This is a genomic window from Pseudomonas sp. GW821-FHT07B01, assembly GCF_059419065.1.
The window spans coordinates 102,261-122,318 of the sequence record NZ_JBWKRA010000004.1; the positions used below are offsets into that span (position 1 = coordinate 102,261).

Consider the following 20,058-nt stretch of genomic DNA (forward strand, 5'->3'; position numbering starts at 1 on the left):
GTGGCAGAAAGGCAAAAAGAGGTGATAGTGGTATTGGTGGATTTGTGTAGGACTCATGATCGTTCCCACGCTATGCGTGGGAATGTCTCTAGTGACGCTCCGCGTCACGGACGCGGAGCGTCCTGGGCGGCGTTCCCACGCGGAGCGTGGGAACGATCAGAGGGGTGACATTTCCTGGGCCAGGCCAAGGAAAGCCGCCGGCAGGCGCGCACCTTTGCGCTCCTTGAGGCAATACAGATACTCCGGAATCTGCGGTGCATTCTCGATGGTCAGCACGCGCAACTGCGGGTCATGGGGCACTTCCTGGCGGGCGATGATGCTGATGCCGATGTTGCGCAGCACCGCCTCGCGAATCGACTCACGGCTGCCAATCTCCAGCAACGGCCCGTACCCCACGCCGGCGTTCTTCAACATCTCTTCCGTCAGCCGGCGGGTGGTGGAGCCCGCTTCACGCATCAGCAAGGTGTGCCCGATAAGCGCGCTCAACGGTACGTGATCGAGCTTGGCCAACGGGTGATTGCGGTGCACCGCCAGCACCAGCGGGTCCGTGCCCAGCACGCGGCGGATCAGACGGGCATCTTCCAGCAATTGCGATGAGGCCGCGACATCGACGCGGTAATCGTCCAACGCCTCAAGCACCTGCTGGGAGTTGCCGATTTCCACCGAGACTTCCACCTGGGGCAGTCGCTCACGAAAAGCTTTGACCAGATCGAGGATGTAATACGGCGCCGTTGCTGCAATCCTCAGCGCACCCTGGACCTGGCCGTTGTTGCGCAGGAAAAACTCGATATCCGCTTCCTGCTGCAACAGCGCCTTGACCATCGGCAACAGCCGCGCGCCCTCGTCGCTGACGGTGAGGCGGCGGCCGCCACGGTAGAACAACTCGACGCCGTAGTGGCCTTCGAGGTTGCGAATCTGGGTGGTCACCGTGGGCTGGCTCAAGCCGAGTTTCTTCGCCGCCTGGGTAATGCTGCCCAGGCGGGCGACCATGAAAAACGCCTTTAACTCAGCACTCAGCACACCACCCTCTCATCCACTATTTGCGCACCAGGCGCAGGCCATTGAACACCACCAGCAGGCTCACGCCCATGTCGGCGAAGACCGCCATCCACATGGTCGCCATGCCCATGAACGTGACGGCCAGGAAGATCGCCTTGATCACCAGCGCCAGGGCGATGTTCTGCTTGAGGATACTCGACGTTTGCCGCGACAACCGAATGAAAGCCGGAATCTTGCGCAAATCATCGTCCATCAGCGCCACGTCGGCGGTCTCGATAGCGGTATCGGTGCCCGCTGCGGCCATGGCAAAGCCGATCTCGGCACGAGCCAGGGCCGGGGCGTCGTTGATACCGTCACCGACCATGCCCACCCGATGGCCCTGGCCGTAGAGGGTTTCGATGGCTTGCAGCTTGTCGGTGGGCAACAGGTCGCCCTGGGCCTGGTCGATACCCACCTGGGCCGCAATGGCCTTGGCAGTGTGGGTGTTGTCGCCAGTGAGCATCAGAGTCTTGATGCCCAGGTCGTGCAACTGCTGAATGGCTTCGCGGCTGCTCTCCTTGACTGTGTCGGCCACGGCAAACAGCGCCAGCGGGCCAGACTTGTCCAACAGCAACACCACGGACTTGCCTTGTTTTTCCAAAGCAAAGAGTTTCTCTTCCAAGGCCTCGGAACACAGACCGAGGTCTTCCACCAGGCGGTGGTTACCCAGGTGATAGGTCTGGCCGTTGATATCACCCCGCACACCGCGCCCGGCCAGGGCTTCGAAGTTATCCACAGCGTGAGTCGACAGGTTTTTATCCACAGCTGCGTTGGCAATCGCCAGGGACACCGGGTGATCGGAGCGCGATGCCAAGCTGGCCGCCAGGGCCGGCGCGCTGTCTTCGATGTTCGGGAACAGCGGCAGGTAGTCGGTTTGCACCGGTTTGCCGTGGGTGATGGTGCCGGTCTTGTCGAGGGCCAGGTAGTCGAGCTTGTAGCCGCCCTCCAGGTACACGCCGCCCTTGATCAGGATGCCTTTGCGCGCCGCTGCCGCCAGGCCGCTGACAATGGTCACCGGGGTGGAGATCACCAAGGCACAAGGGCAGGCCACCACCAGCAGCACGAGGGCGCGGTAGATCCAGTCAAACCACACGCCCGCCATGAACAGCGGCGGAATCACCGCCACACCGAGGGCAAACAGGAAGACAGCCGGGGTGTAGACCTTGGAGAAACTGTCAACAAAGCGCTGGGTTGGCGCCCGTGCCCCTTGAGCCTGTTCCACGGCGTGAATGATCCGCGCCAGCGTGGAGTTGTTGGCCGCGGCGGTGACCTTGTACTCCAGGGCGCCGGCCTGGTTGATGGTGCCGGCAAACACTTTATCGCCCACGGTTTTTTCTATCGGCAGGCTTTCCCCGGTGATCGGTGCCTGGTCGATGGTGGACTGGCCGGCCGTGACTTCCCCGTCGAGCCCGATGCGCTCGCCGGGTTTTACTCGGACAATCGCGCCAAGATCAATGCTCTTGACCTCTTGTTCCAGCCAGGAACCATCGGCCTGGCGCACCGTGGCCTGTTCCGGAGTCATCTGCATCAGGCCGCTGATGGCGTTGCGCGCACGGTCCAGGGACTTGGCCTCAATCAACTCGGCCACGGTGAACAGGAACATCACCATCGCCGCTTCGGGCCACTGGCCAATCAGGATCGCGCCCGTCACCGCGATGCTCATCAAGGCATTGATATTGAGGTTGAAGTTCTTCAGGGCAATCCAGCCCTTCTTGTAGGTGGTAAGGCCACCGCTGAGAATCGACACCAACGCCACCAGCGCGATTACCCAGGTGGGCGCCACACCAGTGAAGTGCAACACCTCGGCCCCCAGGGCACCCACGCCCGACACCGCCAGCGGCCACCAATGTTTCTTGGCGGGCGGCGCGGCAGCGGGGCTGCCTTCTTCGATAGGGTCGGCCTGCATGCCGATGGACTTGATTGCCTCAATGATCGGCGCGGTGTTCGGCAGGTCATGGGTGACGCCGAGGATGCGGTTGATCAGGTTGAATTCCAGTTGCTGCACGCCAGCGAGCTTGCCCAGCTTGTTCTGGATCAGCGTCTGCTCGGTAGGGCAGTCCATGGCTTCGATGCGGAAGGTGCTCAGGCGCGAGCCGGCGGTGGGCGCCTCACTCAGGGTCACGATGGCAGGCCCGGCAGCGCCGGAGCAGCAGGAGCCGGAATGGCCGTGGTTATCCACAGGCGTGAGTTCGGCGGGCCCATGGTCATGTTTGTGATCATGGCCGTGGTCATGACCGTGATCGTGATCGTGATCGTGATCATGCTTGTGGTCGTGCTTATGCGGGGTATGAATGGAGTGGCTCATCAGGTCGCGTCCGTAAAGGTGCCTGTTGCCAAGTAAAGACCCTGTAGCCACTATAGGGTCAAGCGCCCATTTGGAGATTGCTGCGATGAAGATCGGCGAACTGGCCAAACTCACCGATTGCCCGGTGGAAACCATCCGTTATTACGAGAAGGAAAACCTGCTGCCGCCCCCGGCACGCACCGACGGCAACTACCGCGTATACACCCAGGCGCATACCGAACGGCTGACCTTTATCCGCAACTGCCGCAGCCTGGACATGACCCTCGAAGAAATCCGCAGCCTGCTGGGGCTGCGCGACAGCCCCCAGGACCAATGCGAAAGCGTGAATGCCTTGATCGACGAGCATATCCACCATGTGAAAGCGCGGATCGACGGGTTGTTGGCCTTGCAGGAACAACTGCTGGACCTGCGCCAACGTTGCGGCGGTGGGAACCAGTGCGGGATCTTGCAGCAGTTGGAAGTCAGCGGCGGGATTGCGGCCAGCGAGGCCGAGCCTTCGCATGTGGGCAGAAGCCACGGCCATTAACTCAAGCGAACACCAAACCCATGTGGGAGCTGGCTTGCCTGCGATGGCGGTGGACCAGCGACATTGATGTCGCCTGACACTCCGCTATCGCAGTTCAAACCAGCTCCCACAGTTTTTCACCGAGTAAGGCTTTAGATAGCCACGTCGGCCTTGATGCTTGGGTCGGCGTCGTAGCCCACAATCTCAAAATCTTCGAACTTGTAGTCGTAGATCGACGCAGGCTTACGCTTGATCACCAGTTCCGGCAGTTTTTTCGGCGTACGCGCCAACTGGGTCTGGATCTGTTCCATGTGGTTGCTGTAGGCGTGGGTGTCGCCCGTGGTGACGATGATCTCGTGGGGGATCAGGTCGCACTGCTGGGCCAGCATGTGGGTCAGCAACGCCAGCGCGGCAGTGTTGTACGGCAGCCCCAGGAATACGTCGGAGCTGCGGATATACAGCTGCATCGACAGATGGCCGTCATGCACGAACGCCTGGTACAGCAAATGGCACGGCGGCAGGGCTTGCTTGCCGTTACGCGCGTTTTCCTGCGGGCTCTGGGTTTCGTCCGGCAGGTATTCGACGTTCCAGCCGTGGAACAGGATGCGACGGCTGTTGGGGTTGGTCTTGAGCGTGTGCACCATGTAGTCGATCTGGTTGATCGTGCCGCCGTCCTTGGTCGGCCAGGCCGTCCACTGCTCGCCGTACACGGGGCCCAGGTCGCCGTCTTCGGTGGCCCACTCATCCCAAATCTTCACGCCATTTTCGTTGAGCCACTTGATGTTGGTGTTGCCGCTCAACATCCAGATCAGTTCGTTGGCGATGCTTTTGAAGTGCAACTTCTTGGTGGTCAGCAGCGGGAAGCCGTCGGCCAGGTTATGCCGATACTGACGCGCAAACACAGCCTTGGTACCGGTGCCCGTGCGGTCGCCCTTGGTCAGGCCATTGGTCACGACGTCCTGCAGCAGTTCGAGATATTGCTTCATGTTTTTACCCGTATCGTTGAAGCCAAGACCTCCTGGTCTTGGCATTCGAATTTAAAGCGCGGCGTTCTTCAGCGGCTGCGGGCGATTGTACGCCCACCACAGCATGCCCAGGCCCGCCAGGATCATCGGCAGGCTAAGCACCTGACCCATGGTCAGCCAGCCCCACGCCAGGTAGCCCAACTGCGCATCCGGTACCCGTACGAATTCGACGATAAAGCGGAAAATCCCGTAGAACAGCGCGAACATGCCCGACACGGCCACGGTTGGGCGTGGCTTGCGCGAGAAGATATAGAGAATAAGGAACAGCGCCACACCTTCCAATGCGAACTGGTACAGCTGCGACGGGTGGCGCGGCAGTTGCGCCGGGTCGCTGAACGGCGGGAACACCATCGCCCACGGCACGTCGGTCGGCTTGCCCCACAGCTCGGCGTTGATAAAGTTACCAATGCGCCCGGCCCCCAGGCCGATCGGCACGAAGGGGGCGACGAAGTCCATCAGCTGGAAGAACGACTTGCCATTGCGCCGGCCAAACCACCAGGCGGCGATCATCACGCCGATAAACCCGCCGTGGAACGCCATGCCGCCCTTCCACACTTCGAAGATCAGGGTCGGGTTGGCGAGATACGCAGACAGGTCGTAGAACAGCACATACCCCAGGCGCCCGCCGACGATCACCCCCATCGACATCCAGAACACCATGTCGGAGAGCTTCTCCTTGGTCCAGGTCGGGTCGAAACGGTTCAGGCGCCGGGAAGCCAGCAGCCAGGCACCGCCGATGCCGATCAGGTACATCAACCCGTACCAATGGATTTTCAGCGGACCGATGGCCAGGGCCACCGGGTCGATCTGCGGGTAAGGCAGCATTGCGACTCCTCGTTAAAACATTTAGTCATGACGCACCGGACCATGCCGATGTGCGATTAAGCCTGCGTTACAGCTGCGAGATCAAATTAAGAAGTTCACATACACACCAAACAGCCCGGCATGTTAACGGATCAGAGGTGCGCGGCCCAACTTCGAGACGATGGAACACCGGCGCGTCTGTGGGTAGAGTGGCAAAAACACAAAAGGGGTCACCCGATGTGCCTGATTGTTTTCGCCTGGCGACCGGGCCATGCCCAACCGCTGATCGTTGCGGCCAACCGCGATGAGTTCTACGCCCGCCCCAGCCTGCCGCTGGCCCAGTGGGCGGATGCGCCCCAGGTCTATGCCGGTCGCGATCAGGAGGCCGGGGGCACCTGGCTGGGGGTGAACGCGGATGGGCGCTTTGCCGCCTTGACCAACATCCGCGACCCGCACCAGCCACCGGCACGCAAGTCTCGCGGCGAACTTGTTGCGCGGTTTCTCAGCGGTTCGCTGCCGATCGACGATTATTTGGCCGATGTAAATGGCCGCTCGATTGAATATGCCGGGTTCAACCTGCTGGTGGGCACGCGGGATGAGCTGTGGCACTACAACGCCAATGATACCGAGCCGACGCGGTTGAAGGCGGGGGTGTACGGGTTATCCAATGCCGGCCTGAATACGCCATGGCCGAAGCTGGTGAAGGCCAAAGCAGCGTTCAGCGCCGTGCTGGAAAACCCCGAGCCTGAGGCACTGCTGGGAATTCTCAGCGACCCGCAGACCGCGCCGTTTGCTGAGCTGCCGGACACCGGCGTAGGCCTGGCGACCGAAAGCCTGCTGTCGAGCGTGTTTATCGCCAGCCCCAGTTATGGGACACGGGCGAGCACAGCGCTGATCGTGAATGCCGATGGGACGCGGCGGATGCTGGAGCGCAGCTTTGGCCCGCACGGGGGGCGGCTGGGTGAGGTGGACCTGATGTTTTAGCGCTGCTTGGACCACCGCTATCGCAGGCAAGCCAGCTCCCACAGGGGAATGCATTCCACAGGTGGGAGCTGGCTTGCCTGCGATGAAGGCGCCTCGGTCTTTGATCGTTCCCACGCTCTGCGTGGGAACGCCTCTTGTGACGCTCTGCGTCACGCTCTAAAAGCCGACGCGGAGCGTCCAGGGCTGCATTCCCACGCAGAGCGCGGGAACGATCTGCTAGAAGCTCGCTCCTACAGGGTTTTGGCCGAGGCCGGGTTGATCATCCGGGTCAACCCCAGGTTTTTCAACGCCAATTGCAGCGAGCTGTGGATAACTTGCGGGTTGTCGATGGTCATCAACTCGGCGAGCAAATCCTTGGCCCTGCTCAATTCCACCTGGCGCAGCATCCACTTCACTTTCGGCAAGTTGGTGGCGTTCATCGACAGGCTGTCAAAGCCCATCGCCATCAACAGCACCGCCGCCGCCGGGTCACCGGCCATTTCGCCGCAGATACTCACCGGCTTGCCTTCGGCATGGGCGTCGCGCACCACGTGTTGCAGCGCTTGCAGCACCGCCGGGTGCAGGTAGTCGTAGAGGTCGGCCACCCGTGGGTTGTTACGGTCCACGGCCAGCAGGTACTGGGTCAGGTCGTTGGAGCCTACCGACAGGAAGTCCACCTGCCGCGCCAGTTCCTTGGCCTGGTACACCGCCGCCGGGATTTCGATCATCACGCCAATCGGCGGCATCGGCACATCGGCGCCTTCGTCGCGCACTTCGCCCCAGGCACGGTGGATCAGGTGCAGGGCTTCTTCCAGTTCATGGGTGCCGGAGATCATCGGCAGCAGGATGCGCAGGTTGTTCAAGCCCTCGCTGGCCTTGAGCATGGCGCGGGTCTGGACGAGGAAGATTTCGGGATGGTCGAGGGTAACGCGAATACCGCGCCAGCCAAGGAAGGGGTTGTCTTCCTTGATGGGGAAATAGGACAGTGACTTATCGCCGCCAATATCCAGGCTGCGCATCGTCACCGGTAACGGGTGGAAGGCTTGCAATTGCTCGCGATAAATCGCCAGCTGCTCCTTCTCGCTCGGGAAACGCTGGTTGATCATGAACGGCACTTCGGTGCGGTACAGACCCACCCCTTCGGCGCCGCGCTGTTGCGCACGGGCTACATCCGCAAGCAGGCCGGTGTTGACCAGCAGCGGTACGCGGTGGCCATCGGGGGTGACACACGGCAGCTCGCGCAGCGAATCCAGGCCCTGGGCCAGTTGCTTCTCTTCTTCCACCACCTCGGCGTATTGCTTGCGCAGCACGTCGCTGGGGTTGGTGAACACCTCGCCGCGATGCCCATCGACGATCATGTCGATGCCATCGACCTTGGAGTACGGCAGGTCCACCAGGCCCATCACCGTCGGGATACCCATGGCCCGGGCCAGGATCGCCACGTGGGAGTTACCCGAACCCAATACCGAAACCAAGCCCACCAGCTTGCCTTCAGGCACTTCGCCAAGCTGGGTGGCGGTCAACTCTTCACTGACCAGGATGGTGTTATCGGGGAAGACCATGTTGGTGCTGCGGTCTTCCTGCAGGTACGCCAACAGACGTCGCCCCAGGTCGCGCACATCCGATGCGCGCTCGCGCAGGTAGGCGTCGTCCATCATTTCGAAACGGTTGACGTGATCGGTGACCACCTGGCGTAACGCGCCCTGGGCCCACTGGCCGGTCTTGATCACGGTCTTGACTTCGTTACCCAGGGACGCGTCGTCGAGCATCATCTGGTACACGTCAAACAGCGCACGCTCTTCGGGGCGCAGCTGGGTGGCCAGCTTGGTCGACAGGTTGCGCATGTCGGCGCGCACGCCTTCGAGGGCGGTCTTGAACAATTTGATTTCGGCGTCGATGTCACTGACGGTCTTGTCCGGCACCACATCGAGGTCGGCGGGCGGCAGCATGACCACCGCGGTACCCACCGCAGCGCCTGGCGAACCCGGTACGCCGACGAACTTGGCTTCCTGGATACCCTTGCCCTGGCGCCCCAGGCCGCGAATCGAGCCGGTCGCTTCGGCGTGGGCGATAACCCCGGCCAGTTGCGCGCTCATGGTCACCAGGAAGGCTTCTTCGCCTTCGTCGAACTGGCGACGCTCTTTTTGCTGGATAACCAACACGCCGACAACGCGGCGGTGGTGAATGATCGGCGCACCAAGGAACGAGGCGTAGCGCTCTTCGCCGGTTTCGGCAAAGTAGCGATAACGCGGGTGATCGGCCGCGTTCTCGAGGTTCAGGGGTTCTTCACGCGTCCCCACCAGGCCCACCAGACCTTCATTGGGCGCCATGCTGACCTTGCCGATGGAGCGCTTGTTCAAGCCCTCCGTGGCCATCAGCACAAAACGGTTGGTCTCGGGGTCCAGCAGGTAAACCGAGCAGACCTGGCTGCCCATGGCTTCCTTGACGCGCAACACAATAATCCCCAACGCCGCCTTGAGATCCTTGGCGGAGTTAACTTCCTGGACGATCTTGCGCAGCGTATTGAGCATGGCTCGGGGTCGAACTCCGTCGTCAGTCGCGCGCTAAAAGGCGCGGGGCAAGCTCTTTGAGAGCGCGACGATAAACCTCGCGCTTGAATGTCACCACCTGGCCCAACGGATACCAATAGCTGACCCAGCGCCAGCCATCGAACTCCGGTTTACCGGTCAAATCCATCCGCACCCGCTGCTCGTTGGAGATCAGGCGCAAAAGAAACCATTTCTGCTTCTGGCCGATGCACAGCGGTTGGCTGTGGGTACGCACCAGGCGTTGCGGCAAACGATAGCGCAACCAGCCACGGGTACAGGCCAGAATTTGTACATCTTCGCGCTCAAGGCCGACTTCTTCGTTCAACTCACGGTACAAGGCGTCTTCAGGGGTTTCGTCGGGGTTGATTCCACCTTGAGGAAACTGCCAGGCATCTTGGTTGATTCGGCGAGCCCATAGCACCTGTCCGGCATCATTCGTCAGAATAATGCCGACATTAGGACGGAAACCATCGGGGTCGATCACGGCAACAACCTCGCAAACGCATGTCGCCGCATTGTTCCACAAAGGTTGTTCCAGCGGCAACGAGGCTTCTTACCTTATGTGCACTCTTGTGAAAAGACCGTATTCTGGACGCCTTTTTACAGACTTTTCAGCGAGTAACTGCAATGCGCCTGGCTTTATTCGACTTGGACAATACCCTTCTGGGCGGTGACAGCGATCACGCCTGGGGCGATTACCTGTGTGAACGCGGAATTCTCGACGCGGTAGCCTACAAGGCCCGCAACGACGAGTTCTACCAGGACTACCTGGCCGGCCGGCTGGATAACGCCGCCTACTTGAACTTCTGCCTGGAAATCCTCGGCCGCACCGAGATGGCCCAGCTGGACGCGTGGCACAACGACTACATGCGCGACTGCATCGAGCCCATCATGCTCCCGAAGGCCGTTGAACTGCTGGCCAGGCACCGCGCCGCCGGTGACAAGCTGGTGATCATCACCGCCACCAACCGCTTCGTCACCGCGCCGATTGCCGCCCGCCTGGGCGTCGAGACCCTGATCGCCACCGAATGCGAAATGGTGGATGGCCGCTATACCGGGCGCAGTACCGATGTGCCGTGCTTTCGCGAGGGCAAGGTGACGCGTTTGAACCGCTGGTTGGAAGAAACCGGGCATAGCCTGGAAGACAGCTACTTCTACAGCGATTCGATGAATGATTTGCCGTTGCTGGAGCAGGTAACGCACCCGGTGGCAGTGGATCCGGATCCGAATCTTCGTGCTGAGGCCCAGAAACGGGGTTGGCCGGTGATTACGCTGCGCAGCTGACAACGCTATCGCAGGCAAGCCAGCTCCCACATTTTGACCCTGTTTTCATGTGGGAATCCGGTCAAGTGTGGGAGCTGGCTTGCCTGCGATGAAGCCAACGCGGTGGCGGCGTTACCACGCAGAGCGTGGGAACGATCACCCTTATACCGGCTTGGCGCCCATAAGCCCTGCAATCGCCACAAACCCCACCAGGCTGACCACCGCCAGCACCAGGGTGAAATTCAGGCTCCCGCCCTCGCCCTTGCGCAGCCGATTGAGCCGCGCCACCAGCCAGAACCAGGCCAGCGCCGCCACGGTGTAGAGGATGCTGGAGCCCAAGATCCAGGTTTGCCCCAATGGCCAGCCGAGCAGGTGCACCAGCCACCACCCGGTAAATGGCATGCTCACCAGGCAAATCCCCATCAGCAGCCATACAAATGCCCAGGGGCGCTGCACGGTCGCGGCCGGGCCGGCGCTGCGTTTACGCCACGCCAATACGGCCAGGCCGAGGCCGCTGAGCAGCAGCAATACGGTGGCGGTGATGTGGATCACCTTGAGGGTGGTCAGCGTTTCCATGGTCTCTATTCCTTATAGGCCGCTCAGTCAGCGTAGTCGCTCAACCGAGGAACAGCTGGTAAGCCGGGTTTTCGCTTTCATCCCAGTACGGGTAACCGATTTGCGCCAAGGCCGCGGGAACCAGGTGACGCTCGTCCGCCGGTACCTGCAAGCCCGCCACCACTCGGCCGTCAGCCGCGCCGTGGTTGCGGTAGTGGAACATCGAGATATTCCAGCGCCCGCCGAGTTTGTTGAGGAAGTTGAACAACGCCCCCGGCCGCTCCGGGAATTCGAAGCGAAACACCAACTCGTCGCTGACTTTGGCCGCATGCCCACCGACCATATGGCGAATGTGCAACTTGGCCAGTTCGTTCTCGGTGAGGTCCAGCACCGGGAAACCCTGGCTGGTCAGGCTGGCCACCAACGCGCTGCGCGGGTCGTTTTCCGGGTGGGTCTGCACGCCGACGAAAATGTGCGCTTCGCTGCCGGAGTGGTAGCGGTAATTGAATTCGGTGATCTGGCGCTTGCCCACCGCTTCGCAGAAGGCCTTGAAGCTGCCCGGCCGCTCGGGGATGGTCACCGCGATAATGGCTTCACGGCCTTCACCCAGTTCGGCGCGCTCGGCCACATGGCGCAAACGGTCGAAGTTGACGTTGGCGCCCGAGTCGATGGCGACAAAGGTCTGGCCGCTGACACCGCGGGTCTCGACGTATTTTTTGATCCCGGCCACGCCCAGCGCGCCGGCCGGCTCGGTGATGGAGCGAGTGTCGTCGTAGATGTCCTTGATCGCCGCACAGATTTCATCGGTGCTGACGGTGATCACTTCATCCACATAGTCCTTGCAGATGTCGAAGGTGTGCTGGCCGATCTGCGCCACTGCCACGCCGTCGGCAAAGAGGCCGACGGTCGGCAATACCACGCGCTCGCCCGCCGCCATGGCGGCTTGCAGGCAGTTGGAATCGTCCGGCTCCACGCCGATGATCTTGATCTCCGGGCGCAGGTATTTCACGTACGCCGCAATCCCGGCGATCAGACCGCCGCCGCCCACCGGTACGAAAATCGCGTCCAGAGGCCCTGGGTGCTGGCGCAGGATTTCCATCGCCACGGTGCCCTGCCCGGCAATGGTGTGCGGATCATCGTAGGGGTGGATGTACACGTAGCCTTTTTCGTCGACCAGCTTGAGCGAGTAGGCCAGGGCTTCCGGGAAGGAATCACCGTGCAGCACCACTTTGCCGCCACGGGAGCGCACGCCTTCGACCTTGATCTCCGGGGTGGTCTTGGGCATCACGATGGTGGCCTTGACCCCCAGCACCTTGGCCGCCAGGGCCAGGCCCTGGGCATGGTTGCCGGCCGACGCGGTGACGACGCCGCGCGCACGTTCTTCGGCACTGAGCTGGGTCAGCTTGTTGTAGGCGCCGCGAATCTTGAACGAGAACACCGGCTGCAAGTCTTCGCGCTTGAGCCAAATCTTGTTACCCAGCCGCTCGGAGAGCTGGCGGGCAGTCTGCAAGGGGGTTTCCACGGCGATGTCGTAAACACGCGAGGTGAGGATTTTTTTGACGTAGTGTTCAAGCATCGGCAGGCATCTACTTCACGGGTTGGGCAGGGCCAAGGAGTCTAACCCAGCGTTTGGCCGGGCGACCACACGAATCCCGAGGTTTTGTTGGGTTATACTCGCCGCCCTCGTTAATTCCCCGCCCGTTCCGGAGCCCGCATGACCCAGGATCAACTCAAACAGGCAGTGGCCCAGGCCGCTGTCGATTTAATCCTTCCTAAGCTCGACGACAAGAGCATCGTCGGTGTCGGCACCGGTTCCACCGCCAACTGCTTCATCGACGCACTGGCCCAGCACAAGGGCGCGTTCGACGGCGCCGTGGCCAGTTCCGAAGCCACCGCTGCCCGCCTCAAGGGCCATGGCATTCCGGTGTACGAGCTCAACACCGTGAGCGACCTGGAGTTCTACGTCGACGGCGCCGATGAAAGCGACGAGCACCTGAACCTGATCAAAGGCGGCGGCGCGGCCCTGACCCGCGAGAAGATTGTCGCGGCCGTGGCCAAGACCTTCATTTGCATCGCCGACGCGAGCAAGCTGGTACCCGTGCTGGGCACGTTCCCACTGCCGGTGGAAGTCATCCCAATGGCCCGCAGCCACGTGGCCCGCGAGCTAGTAAAACTGGGCGGCGACCCGGTGTACCGCGAAGGTGTGTTGACCGACAACGGCAACATCATCCTCGACGTGTTCAATATGCAGATCACCAACCCGGTGGAGCTTGAGACGCAGATCAACGCAATTGTGGGCGTGGTCACCAACGGCCTGTTCGCGGCGCGCCCGGCGGATGTATTGCTGCTGGGCACCCCGGAAGGCGTGAAAACCCTCAAGGCCTGACCCTGTGGGAGCCGGGCTTGCCCGCGATGCAGACGACTCGGTGTATCAATGGATACCGAGGCGATGCCATCGCAGGCAAGCCGGCTCCCACATGTGTTAGCGCTCGACTCTAGAGCGATGTAACAAAAACGCTACTTTTCGCAGCACTCCTCGCCAAAACCGTGCGCTCTGTCACGGCATCCCCTGCCCCGCCTGGTATCCAATCCGTTACAAATTACAGCCACGCGACCCACGCGTTTAACAATGCGCCAATTCGCAGCCGCCCATGGAATGAGGCGCGCATTGTGCAAAGGGTCTGGGCTTGAACGTCCCCCTCACCTCAAGGAAGACCTTGTGATAAAGCCCTTAGCCTTCGCCATCAGCGTTGCCGGTGCCCTGCTGTCCACGCATACCCAGGCCTACGATTACGGCCAGCACGCCAACACCACCCTGGAAAAACTGATCAACGACTACCCTGGCCGATATCGAGGCACGGCAAATTTTGCCGGGGCAGCCGACTGGATGCAGAGCCAGATGGGCACGGCCTATAGCTTCAGCCGCCAGGACTTCACCTGGAACAACGGCAGCCGGGCTTCGCAAAACGTGGTGGCCTCTGCCGCTGGTATCAAGGCCCAGTACGTGGTGATTGGCGCGCACTTCGACACTTACTTCGGCCGCCCGACCCTGCAAGGCCTGGATGACAACGGCTCCGGCGCCAGCGTGTTGACCGAGGTGGCGAAGAACCTCGGCGGCCTGTCACTGGAAAATGGCCTGCAAATCGTTGGCTTCGGCGCCGAAGAAGAAGGCCTGCGCGGCTCCCGTGCCTTTGTCGACTCACTCAACACCAGCCAGCGCGCCAACATGCTCGCGATGATCAACCTCGACAGCCTGATCACCGGCGACATGATGTACGCCCACGCCGGCCAGAACAGCACCGCCAACCCGGCCTTGGCATCCTTGCGCGAGCACACCTTCCAGATCGCCAGGGAATTGAACATCCCCTTGTTCAGCAACCCCGGCCTGGACCCGCAGTACCCAAAGGGCACCGGCTGCTGCAGCGATGGTGAAGCGTTCGAACCGCTGAATATCCCGATCCTTTATATAGAGGCCACCAACTGGGAACTGGGCGACCTGGACGGCTACACCCAGACCGACAACCCGAAAATCCCCGGCGGCTCGACCTGGCACGACCCGAACGAAGACAACAAAGCCGTGCTGACCGATGCGTTCGGCCAGGCGCGCATCGACCAGCGCCTGCGCGACTATTCACGCCTGCTCAGCCGCCTGGTACTGGAACTGACCAACGCCGACCTGATGGCCTCGACCGCTTCTGGCGGTGCCGTTGCGCGCAATATGCAAGACAACCTGCAGCGCCAGCATCAGGCCCTGGTGCGCCTGCATGATCGCCGTTGGCTGACCCTGCAAGCGGCCAGCCGCGAGGTCGCAAGCTTCGATGGCGAGATCGGCGTGGATGGTGAATACAACCCGGACAGCGGCTTCGACAGTACCCCCAACCCCGAAGCCCGGCGCGTGGGCCTGCATGCCCTCGGCGACTACCAACTGACTTCAAGCCTGAATATCGGCGCCAGCCTCAGCTACCTCAATGGGCGCGACAAACTGGAGCATCGCGGCAAGCTCGACAGCGACACCTGGCAGGCAGCCGTCTATGCACTGCTCAACGATGGCGGGCCACGCTGGCTGGCCGGTGACCTGAGCGTGGGCCACGCGCGCTTCGACTCCAAGCGCAACCTGGTCATCCAGGCCAATGGCGGGCCGATCCTGCTCAACCAGCAACTGACGGGCGATACCGATGCCCTGGCGTTGGGCGCACGGGTGCTGGGTGGCTATGACTTTGACTTTGGCGCGATCAAGAGCGGGCCGTTCGCCGGCCTGGACTACAGCCATTACCGCATCGACAAGTTCCACGAAAAGCAGAACCTGCGCACGGCCCTGGAGTACGAAGAGCAGTCTTTCGACTCCCTGGAAGCCAGCCTCGGCTGGCGCGTGCGCGGCGCTGTTGCCCTGCCCTATGGCCTGAACCTGATGCCCTACGGCGACATCGCCTGGGTCAAGGAATTGGCCGACGGCCGCCTGGACGACCTGCAACTCACCGCACGCGCCGATGGCCAGGCCCGCACCGCCAGGCTGGGTTCAGTGGATAAGAGCTTCGCTCGCGCACAACTCGGCAGCCAACTGGCGATCACCCCACAGTTGGGCGTGTTTGCCGAGGTCAATGGCCGCCTCGGGCATGCTGAAGGCAGCCAGACCGGTTATTCGCTGGGTGTGCAATGGATGTTCTGATCAGGGTTTCTTGAACACGTAAAACAGGTTGGGCTCGCTGACCATGTACAGCGTGCCGTCGTCATCCATGGCGATCCCTTCGGCCTGGGGCACGCGCTTGCTCAGGCCATTGCGCCCTTTAAGCAACGACAGACTGCTTAGAGGGCGACCATCAATATCCAGCTCCAAGACCAGGAACGACTCATCCGACAGCGCCAACAGATGGCCACTGCGCTCGTCGTATTGCAGGCTCGACAGGTCGCGCACAAACAGCCCGGCATCGCGCTTGGGGTTGTTGATCACATGTACCGAATAGGTTTTTTCCGGCTTGAAATGGGGAAACCCGTGCACCTCGTAGATCAGCATGGGGTCGCGTTCCTTGGCCACGAACAAGCGCTTGCCCACCGAGTCGTAGGCCAACCCTTCAAAGCCCTTGTTGCCGCCAACGTGCACCCCCAGGGTCATTTGCTCGGCATCGGCGGCGTCGAGGAACGTGGTGTCATCGTCCACATGCACTTTGATCAAGCGCTGCTGGCGCTCATCGCTGATGACGTAGATGTTGTCGCTGATAAATTCCACCGCTTCGGCATCGCCAAAGCCCACCAGCGGAATGCGCCGCAGGATCTTGCCCTCCAGCGACAACTCGACCAGTTCGGCGTTTTTATTGGTGACAGTAAACAGGCTTTTGCGCACGGGGTCGTAGGTCAGGGCCGAGACATCGTCGTCGAGCCCTTCGATCACCTGGCCTTCGAGGGTGACGCGATAATCCGCCAGGCCAATGGCGCGCTCATCCGCAGGCTGGTACCACACCTGCCAGTTGAACCAGGCGCGTTCGAACAGACGGAACTGCTGTGCCACCAGCCCGGCAGCGACCAGGGCGAGCAATAGCAGGATAAAAACAGCAGGTTTAGGGCGGGCAAGTCGACGCATCGGGGCGGGCTCAGAGAAAAAACTGGCGAATAGATATCAAGGTCACCTGAATTTAAACTTAAACGCACCGGACTGCCTGGCGAATGCCGTTTATAAAGAAAACTCTGACGTAATTCGTCAGTTATTTCTGCTTTTCAAAGCGATAGAACAGGTTTGGCTCACTGACCATGTACAGGTTGCCGCTCTCGTCCATGGTCACGCCTTCGGCACGGGGGATCGTGTCTTTCAGGCCATTGAAGCCGCCAAGCAAGGTCATGAAGCTGACTTGCTCGCCCGTTTCATCCAGTTCCAGCAGCAGGTGGGAATCGGCCGACAGCACCAGCAAATGCCCGGTACGTGGGTCGATGGACAGGGCCGACAGGTTGCGCACATCCAGTTCGGTGCTGGCCAGTTTTTGCTTGTCGCCGGTCAGCGTATTGCCATCGCTTTTCCAGGTGAACAAGGCCGGCGGACGCTCTTCGCCCAGCACCAGCTGCTGGTTGCGCTTGTCCCAGGTGACGGCTTCAAAGGCTTTGTTCTGATCTTTGGACGGGCCCAGGTCATGGCTGGGGAAATCGGCCTTGTTCAGCGCCGTAGTACCGGCGTCGACCTTGACCACGGTCAGGCTGTGATCGCGTTCATCGACTACCGCCATCAAGCCGTTTTCCATCACCGCCACGCCTTCCGGGTTGTTCCAACCGTTGAGCGGCATTTTGCGCAACACATCGCCTTGCAGGCTCAGTTCGACCAAGAAGGGGTTCTTGCCCATCACTGAAAACAGGGTTTTGGTCTGCGGGTTATAGGACAGGTCTGATGCCTCGTCCTTCTCCATACCGGGCAGCAACTTGGCGTCGATCACCGCGTGATAGTCCGGCAGCCACACACTTTCCCGGCGTTCGGCCGAACTCTCGAAACGCTCCAGTACCCACAGCAGACCGCGATCGTCCCAGTGCATGGCCCAGGCGACGCCATACAAAATGGCACCGGCCAAGAACACCCAGGAATACCAGCGCATGGACAAGCGAGAGCGGAGCGAGGTTTTCGAAGTGGGCAGAGGCACGACCATTGAGCGCTTTTCCGGAAAGTCAGCTTTAGGGGATAGCACAGGATTCAAGGCCCCGCGCGCAAGAGCAGGGAATTATCCGGATGGCGTGTGAAAAAAATGCAAAACGCCGGATCCTGCAGATGTACACAAACAACTGTGGGAGCGCGCTTGCCCGCGATTAAGGGCGTTCAGTCAACTATTCAGTGACTGTCACACCGCCATCGCGGGCAAGCCCGCTCCCACAGTTTGATCGCAGTTTGGCAGTGATTTAGCGCACAACGCTTTCGAAGCGATTGACACCCGCCAGCTCCAACACCACTTCATCCCCCACATTCAACGGGCCAACGCCCGCCGGGGTGCCGGTCAGGATCACGTCGCCCGCTTGCAGGGAGAAGCAACCCGCCATGTACTGAATCATCGGCACAATCGGGTTGAGCATCTGCGCGCTGTTGCCGTCCTGGCGCACTTCACCGTTGATGCTCAGGCGAATGCCGATATCGGTCACGTCTGCAAAGGTACTGCTGACCACGAAGGGGGCAATCACCGCCGCGCCATCGAAAGACTTGGCGATTTCCCACGGCAAGCCCTTGGCTTTGAGCTCGGCCTGCTTGTCGCGCAGGGTCAGGTCCAGGGCCGGAGCGAAGCCGGAGATGGCGTCCAGCACTTCTTCCCGACTCGGCTTGGCGGACAAAGGCTTGCCGATCAATACGGCGATTTCCGCTTCGTAGTGCACCGAACCACGCTCGGTCGGAATGGCAAAACCGCCTTCCAACGGCACCACGCAGCTGCCCGGCTTGATGAACAGCAGTGGCTCGGTAGGCACCGGGTTGTCCAGTTCTTTGGCGTGTTCGGCGTAGTTACGCCCGATGCACACCACTTTACCCACCGGGAAGTGGATGTTGGTGCCGTCGACATACTTGTGCTGGTAGCTCATGGAACGACTCCTTCAGGTGCGATTAAACAGCGAAGATCTTGCCGGGGTTCATGATCCCGTTAGGGTCGAACACGGCTTTGACGGCCTTCATGTATTCGATTTCAACCGGTGAACGGCTGTAGGTCAGGTAATCGCGCTTGGTCATGCCCACGCCGTGCTCGGCGGAGATCGAGCCGTTGTACTTGGCGACGGTCTCGAATACCCACTTGTTAACGGTGGCGCACTTGGCGAAAAACTCATCCTTGCTCAGGTTTTCCGGCTTGAGGATGTTCAGGTGCAGGTTGCCGTCACCGATATGGCCAAACCAGACGATTTCGAAGTCCGGGTAGTGTTCACCGACGATCGCGTCAATTTCGCTCAGGAACGCTGGCACTTTCGACACGGTCACCGAGATGTCGTTCTTGTACGGCGTCCAGTGGGAAATGGTTTCGGAGATGTACTCGCGCAGTTTCCACAGGTTGTGCAGTTGGGTTTCGCTCTGGCTCATCACGCCATCCAGCACCCAGCCCTGCTCCACGCAATGTTCGAAAGTTTCCAGAGCGTGGTTGGCGACTTCTTCGGTGGTGGCTTCAAATTCCAGCAACGCGTAGAACGGGCACTCGGTTTCGAACGGCGCCGGCACGTCGCCACGGCCAAGGACTTTGGCCAGGGCCTTGTCGGAGAAGAATTCGAAGGCGGTCAGGTCCAGCTTGCTCTGGAAAGCGTGCAGCACCGGCATGATCGAGTCGAAATCAGTCGTGCCGAGCACCATTGCCGTGAGGTTCTTTGGCGCACGGTCCAGGCGCATGGTGGCTTCGACCACAAAGCCCAGGGTGCCCTCGGCGCCGATAAACAGCTGGCGCATGTCGTAGCCGGTGGCGTTTTTGATCAGGTCGCGGTTCAGCTCCAGCACATCGCCTTTGCCGGTGACGACCTTCATGCCGGCCACCCAGTTGCGGGTCATACCGTAGCGAATTACCTTGATCCCGCCGGCATTGGTGCCGATATTGCCGCCAATCTGGCTGGAACCGGACGAGGCGAAGTCCACCGGATAATACAGGCCGTTTTCTTCAGCGACGTTCTGCAGTTGCTTGGTGACCACACCCGGCTGGCACACGGCGGTGCGGTCGGTGAGGTTCACGTCGAGGATCTGGTTCATATAGTCGAAAGACACCACCACTTCGCCATTGGCGGCAACGGCAGCGGCCGACAGACCGGTGCGCCCGCCCGATGGCACCAGCGCCACCTTGTGCTCATTGGCCCACCGCACGATGGCCTGCACCTGCTCGGTGGTCTTGGGGAACACGATGGCGCTAGGTGCGGGAGCGAAGTGCTTGGTCCAATCCTTGCCGTAAGCCTCCAGGGAGTCGGCGTCGGTCAGCACTTTGCCGGGCTCAACCAGGGTCTTTAGCTCATCAATCAGGGCAGGATGGGTCATCGACAGAACTCTCGAACAATTCATGGTCATCCTGAGAACGCTTCACGTCGCAGGAATAGGTGTTTAGCGGGGTGCGTATGCTAGCATACCGCCCCCGCAGG

17 protein-coding genes are annotated in these 20,058 nt (G+C 61.0%); 5 read left to right on the forward strand and 12 right to left on the reverse strand.

Annotated elements, in window-relative coordinates:
* Nucleotides 1–156: 156 nt before the first annotated feature.
* Both AC07S6_RS06265 and AC07S6_RS06270 read right to left on the reverse strand, forming a co-directional pair.
* Nucleotides 157–1,020 (reverse strand): LysR family transcriptional regulator, encoded by an 864-nt coding sequence (locus tag AC07S6_RS06265; RefSeq protein WP_038451885.1) that lies wholly within the window; start codon nucleotides 1,018–1,020, stop codon nucleotides 157–159.
* Nucleotides 1,021–1,036: 16 nt separating this feature from the next.
* Nucleotides 1,037–3,343, reverse strand: a complete 2,307-nt coding sequence (locus AC07S6_RS06270) for a heavy metal translocating P-type ATPase (RefSeq protein ID WP_495111939.1) — start codon at nucleotides 3,341–3,343, stop codon at nucleotides 1,037–1,039.
* A gap of 85 nt (nucleotides 3,344–3,428) precedes the next feature.
* Here AC07S6_RS06270 and cadR point away from each other — a divergent pair, with 85 nt between their 5' ends.
* Nucleotides 3,429–3,869 (forward strand): Cd(II)/Pb(II)-responsive transcriptional regulator, encoded by a 441-nt coding sequence (cadR, locus tag AC07S6_RS06275; protein ID WP_003195185.1) that lies wholly within the window; start codon nucleotides 3,429–3,431, stop codon nucleotides 3,867–3,869.
* A 131-nt stretch (nucleotides 3,870–4,000) separates the two neighbouring features.
* Here cadR and AC07S6_RS06280 read toward each other — a convergent pair whose 3' ends face one another.
* Both AC07S6_RS06280 and lgt read right to left on the reverse strand, forming a co-directional pair.
* Nucleotides 4,001–4,834, reverse strand: coding sequence for a thymidylate synthase (locus AC07S6_RS06280; protein WP_014720362.1), 834 nt, complete (start codon nucleotides 4,832–4,834; stop codon nucleotides 4,001–4,003).
* 51 nt (nucleotides 4,835–4,885) lie between these two features.
* Nucleotides 4,886–5,698, reverse strand: a complete 813-nt coding sequence (gene lgt, locus AC07S6_RS06285) for a prolipoprotein diacylglyceryl transferase (protein ID WP_495111940.1) — start codon at nucleotides 5,696–5,698, stop codon at nucleotides 4,886–4,888.
* A gap of 216 nt (nucleotides 5,699–5,914) precedes the next feature.
* Between lgt and AC07S6_RS06290 the strand changes: the two genes are divergently transcribed.
* Nucleotides 5,915–6,661 carry an NRDE family protein gene (locus AC07S6_RS06290; RefSeq protein WP_495111941.1) on the forward strand — a complete coding sequence of 249 codons (747 nt, stop codon included), beginning with the start codon at nucleotides 5,915–5,917 and terminating at the stop codon, nucleotides 6,659–6,661.
* A 230-nt stretch (nucleotides 6,662–6,891) separates the two neighbouring features.
* Here AC07S6_RS06290 and ptsP read toward each other — a convergent pair whose 3' ends face one another.
* Nucleotides 6,892–9,171 carry a phosphoenolpyruvate--protein phosphotransferase gene (ptsP, locus tag AC07S6_RS06295; RefSeq protein WP_014720364.1) on the reverse strand — a complete coding sequence of 760 codons (2,280 nt, stop codon included), beginning with the start codon at nucleotides 9,169–9,171 and terminating at the stop codon, nucleotides 6,892–6,894.
* Between the two features lie 22 nt (nucleotides 9,172–9,193).
* Nucleotides 9,194–9,673: an RNA pyrophosphohydrolase gene (locus tag AC07S6_RS06300; RefSeq protein ID WP_003176750.1), complete on the reverse strand. Its 480-nt coding sequence runs from the start codon at nucleotides 9,671–9,673 to the stop codon at nucleotides 9,194–9,196.
* A gap of 143 nt (nucleotides 9,674–9,816) precedes the next feature.
* Between AC07S6_RS06300 and AC07S6_RS06305 the strand changes: the two genes are divergently transcribed.
* Nucleotides 9,817–10,473: a histidinol-phosphatase gene (locus AC07S6_RS06305; RefSeq protein ID WP_054917040.1), complete on the forward strand. Its 657-nt coding sequence runs from the start codon at nucleotides 9,817–9,819 to the stop codon at nucleotides 10,471–10,473.
* A 141-nt stretch (nucleotides 10,474–10,614) separates the two neighbouring features.
* Here AC07S6_RS06305 and AC07S6_RS06310 read toward each other — a convergent pair whose 3' ends face one another.
* The gene (locus AC07S6_RS06310; protein ID WP_014720366.1) at nucleotides 10,615–11,028 is read right to left on the reverse strand and encodes a DUF2269 family protein; all 414 of its coding nucleotides are present in this window, start codon (nucleotides 11,026–11,028) and stop codon (nucleotides 10,615–10,617) included.
* A gap of 40 nt (nucleotides 11,029–11,068) precedes the next feature.
* On the reverse strand, nucleotides 11,069–12,583 hold the full coding sequence (ilvA, locus tag AC07S6_RS06315) for a threonine ammonia-lyase, biosynthetic (RefSeq protein ID WP_020301835.1): 1,515 nt from the start codon (nucleotides 12,581–12,583) through the stop codon (nucleotides 11,069–11,071).
* 138 nt (nucleotides 12,584–12,721) lie between these two features.
* Between ilvA and rpiA the strand changes: the two genes are divergently transcribed.
* Together rpiA and AC07S6_RS06325 are read left to right on the forward strand one after the other, a co-directional pair.
* Complete coding sequence (rpiA, locus tag AC07S6_RS06320) at nucleotides 12,722–13,393, forward strand: ribose-5-phosphate isomerase RpiA (RefSeq protein WP_003195201.1); 672 nt, start codon at nucleotides 12,722–12,724, stop codon at nucleotides 13,391–13,393.
* Between the two features lie 333 nt (nucleotides 13,394–13,726).
* The gene (locus tag AC07S6_RS06325; RefSeq protein WP_495111942.1) at nucleotides 13,727–15,673 is read left to right on the forward strand and encodes an autotransporter domain-containing protein; all 1,947 of its coding nucleotides are present in this window, start codon (nucleotides 13,727–13,729) and stop codon (nucleotides 15,671–15,673) included.
* Here the strand turns inward: AC07S6_RS06325 and AC07S6_RS06330 are convergent, their stop codons facing one another.
* From AC07S6_RS06330 to AC07S6_RS06345, 4 genes are all read right to left on the reverse strand, one after another.
* Nucleotides 15,674–16,582, reverse strand: coding sequence for an SdiA-regulated domain-containing protein (locus AC07S6_RS06330; RefSeq protein ID WP_495111943.1), 909 nt, complete (start codon nucleotides 16,580–16,582; stop codon nucleotides 15,674–15,676). It abuts the gene before it with no gap.
* Nucleotides 16,583–16,703: 121 nt separating this feature from the next.
* On the reverse strand, nucleotides 16,704–17,627 hold the full coding sequence (locus AC07S6_RS06335) for an SdiA-regulated domain-containing protein (protein ID WP_034128982.1): 924 nt from the start codon (nucleotides 17,625–17,627) through the stop codon (nucleotides 16,704–16,706).
* Nucleotides 17,628–17,874: 247 nt separating this feature from the next.
* Entirely contained in the window at nucleotides 17,875–18,540 is a 666-nt protein-coding gene (locus tag AC07S6_RS06340; protein ID WP_034128983.1) for a fumarylacetoacetate hydrolase family protein, read from the reverse strand.
* A 22-nt stretch (nucleotides 18,541–18,562) separates the two neighbouring features.
* Nucleotides 18,563–19,957 carry an FAD-binding oxidoreductase gene (locus AC07S6_RS06345; RefSeq protein WP_005792341.1) on the reverse strand — a complete coding sequence of 465 codons (1,395 nt, stop codon included), beginning with the start codon at nucleotides 19,955–19,957 and terminating at the stop codon, nucleotides 18,563–18,565.
* Nucleotides 19,958–20,058: the final 101 nt, after the last annotated feature.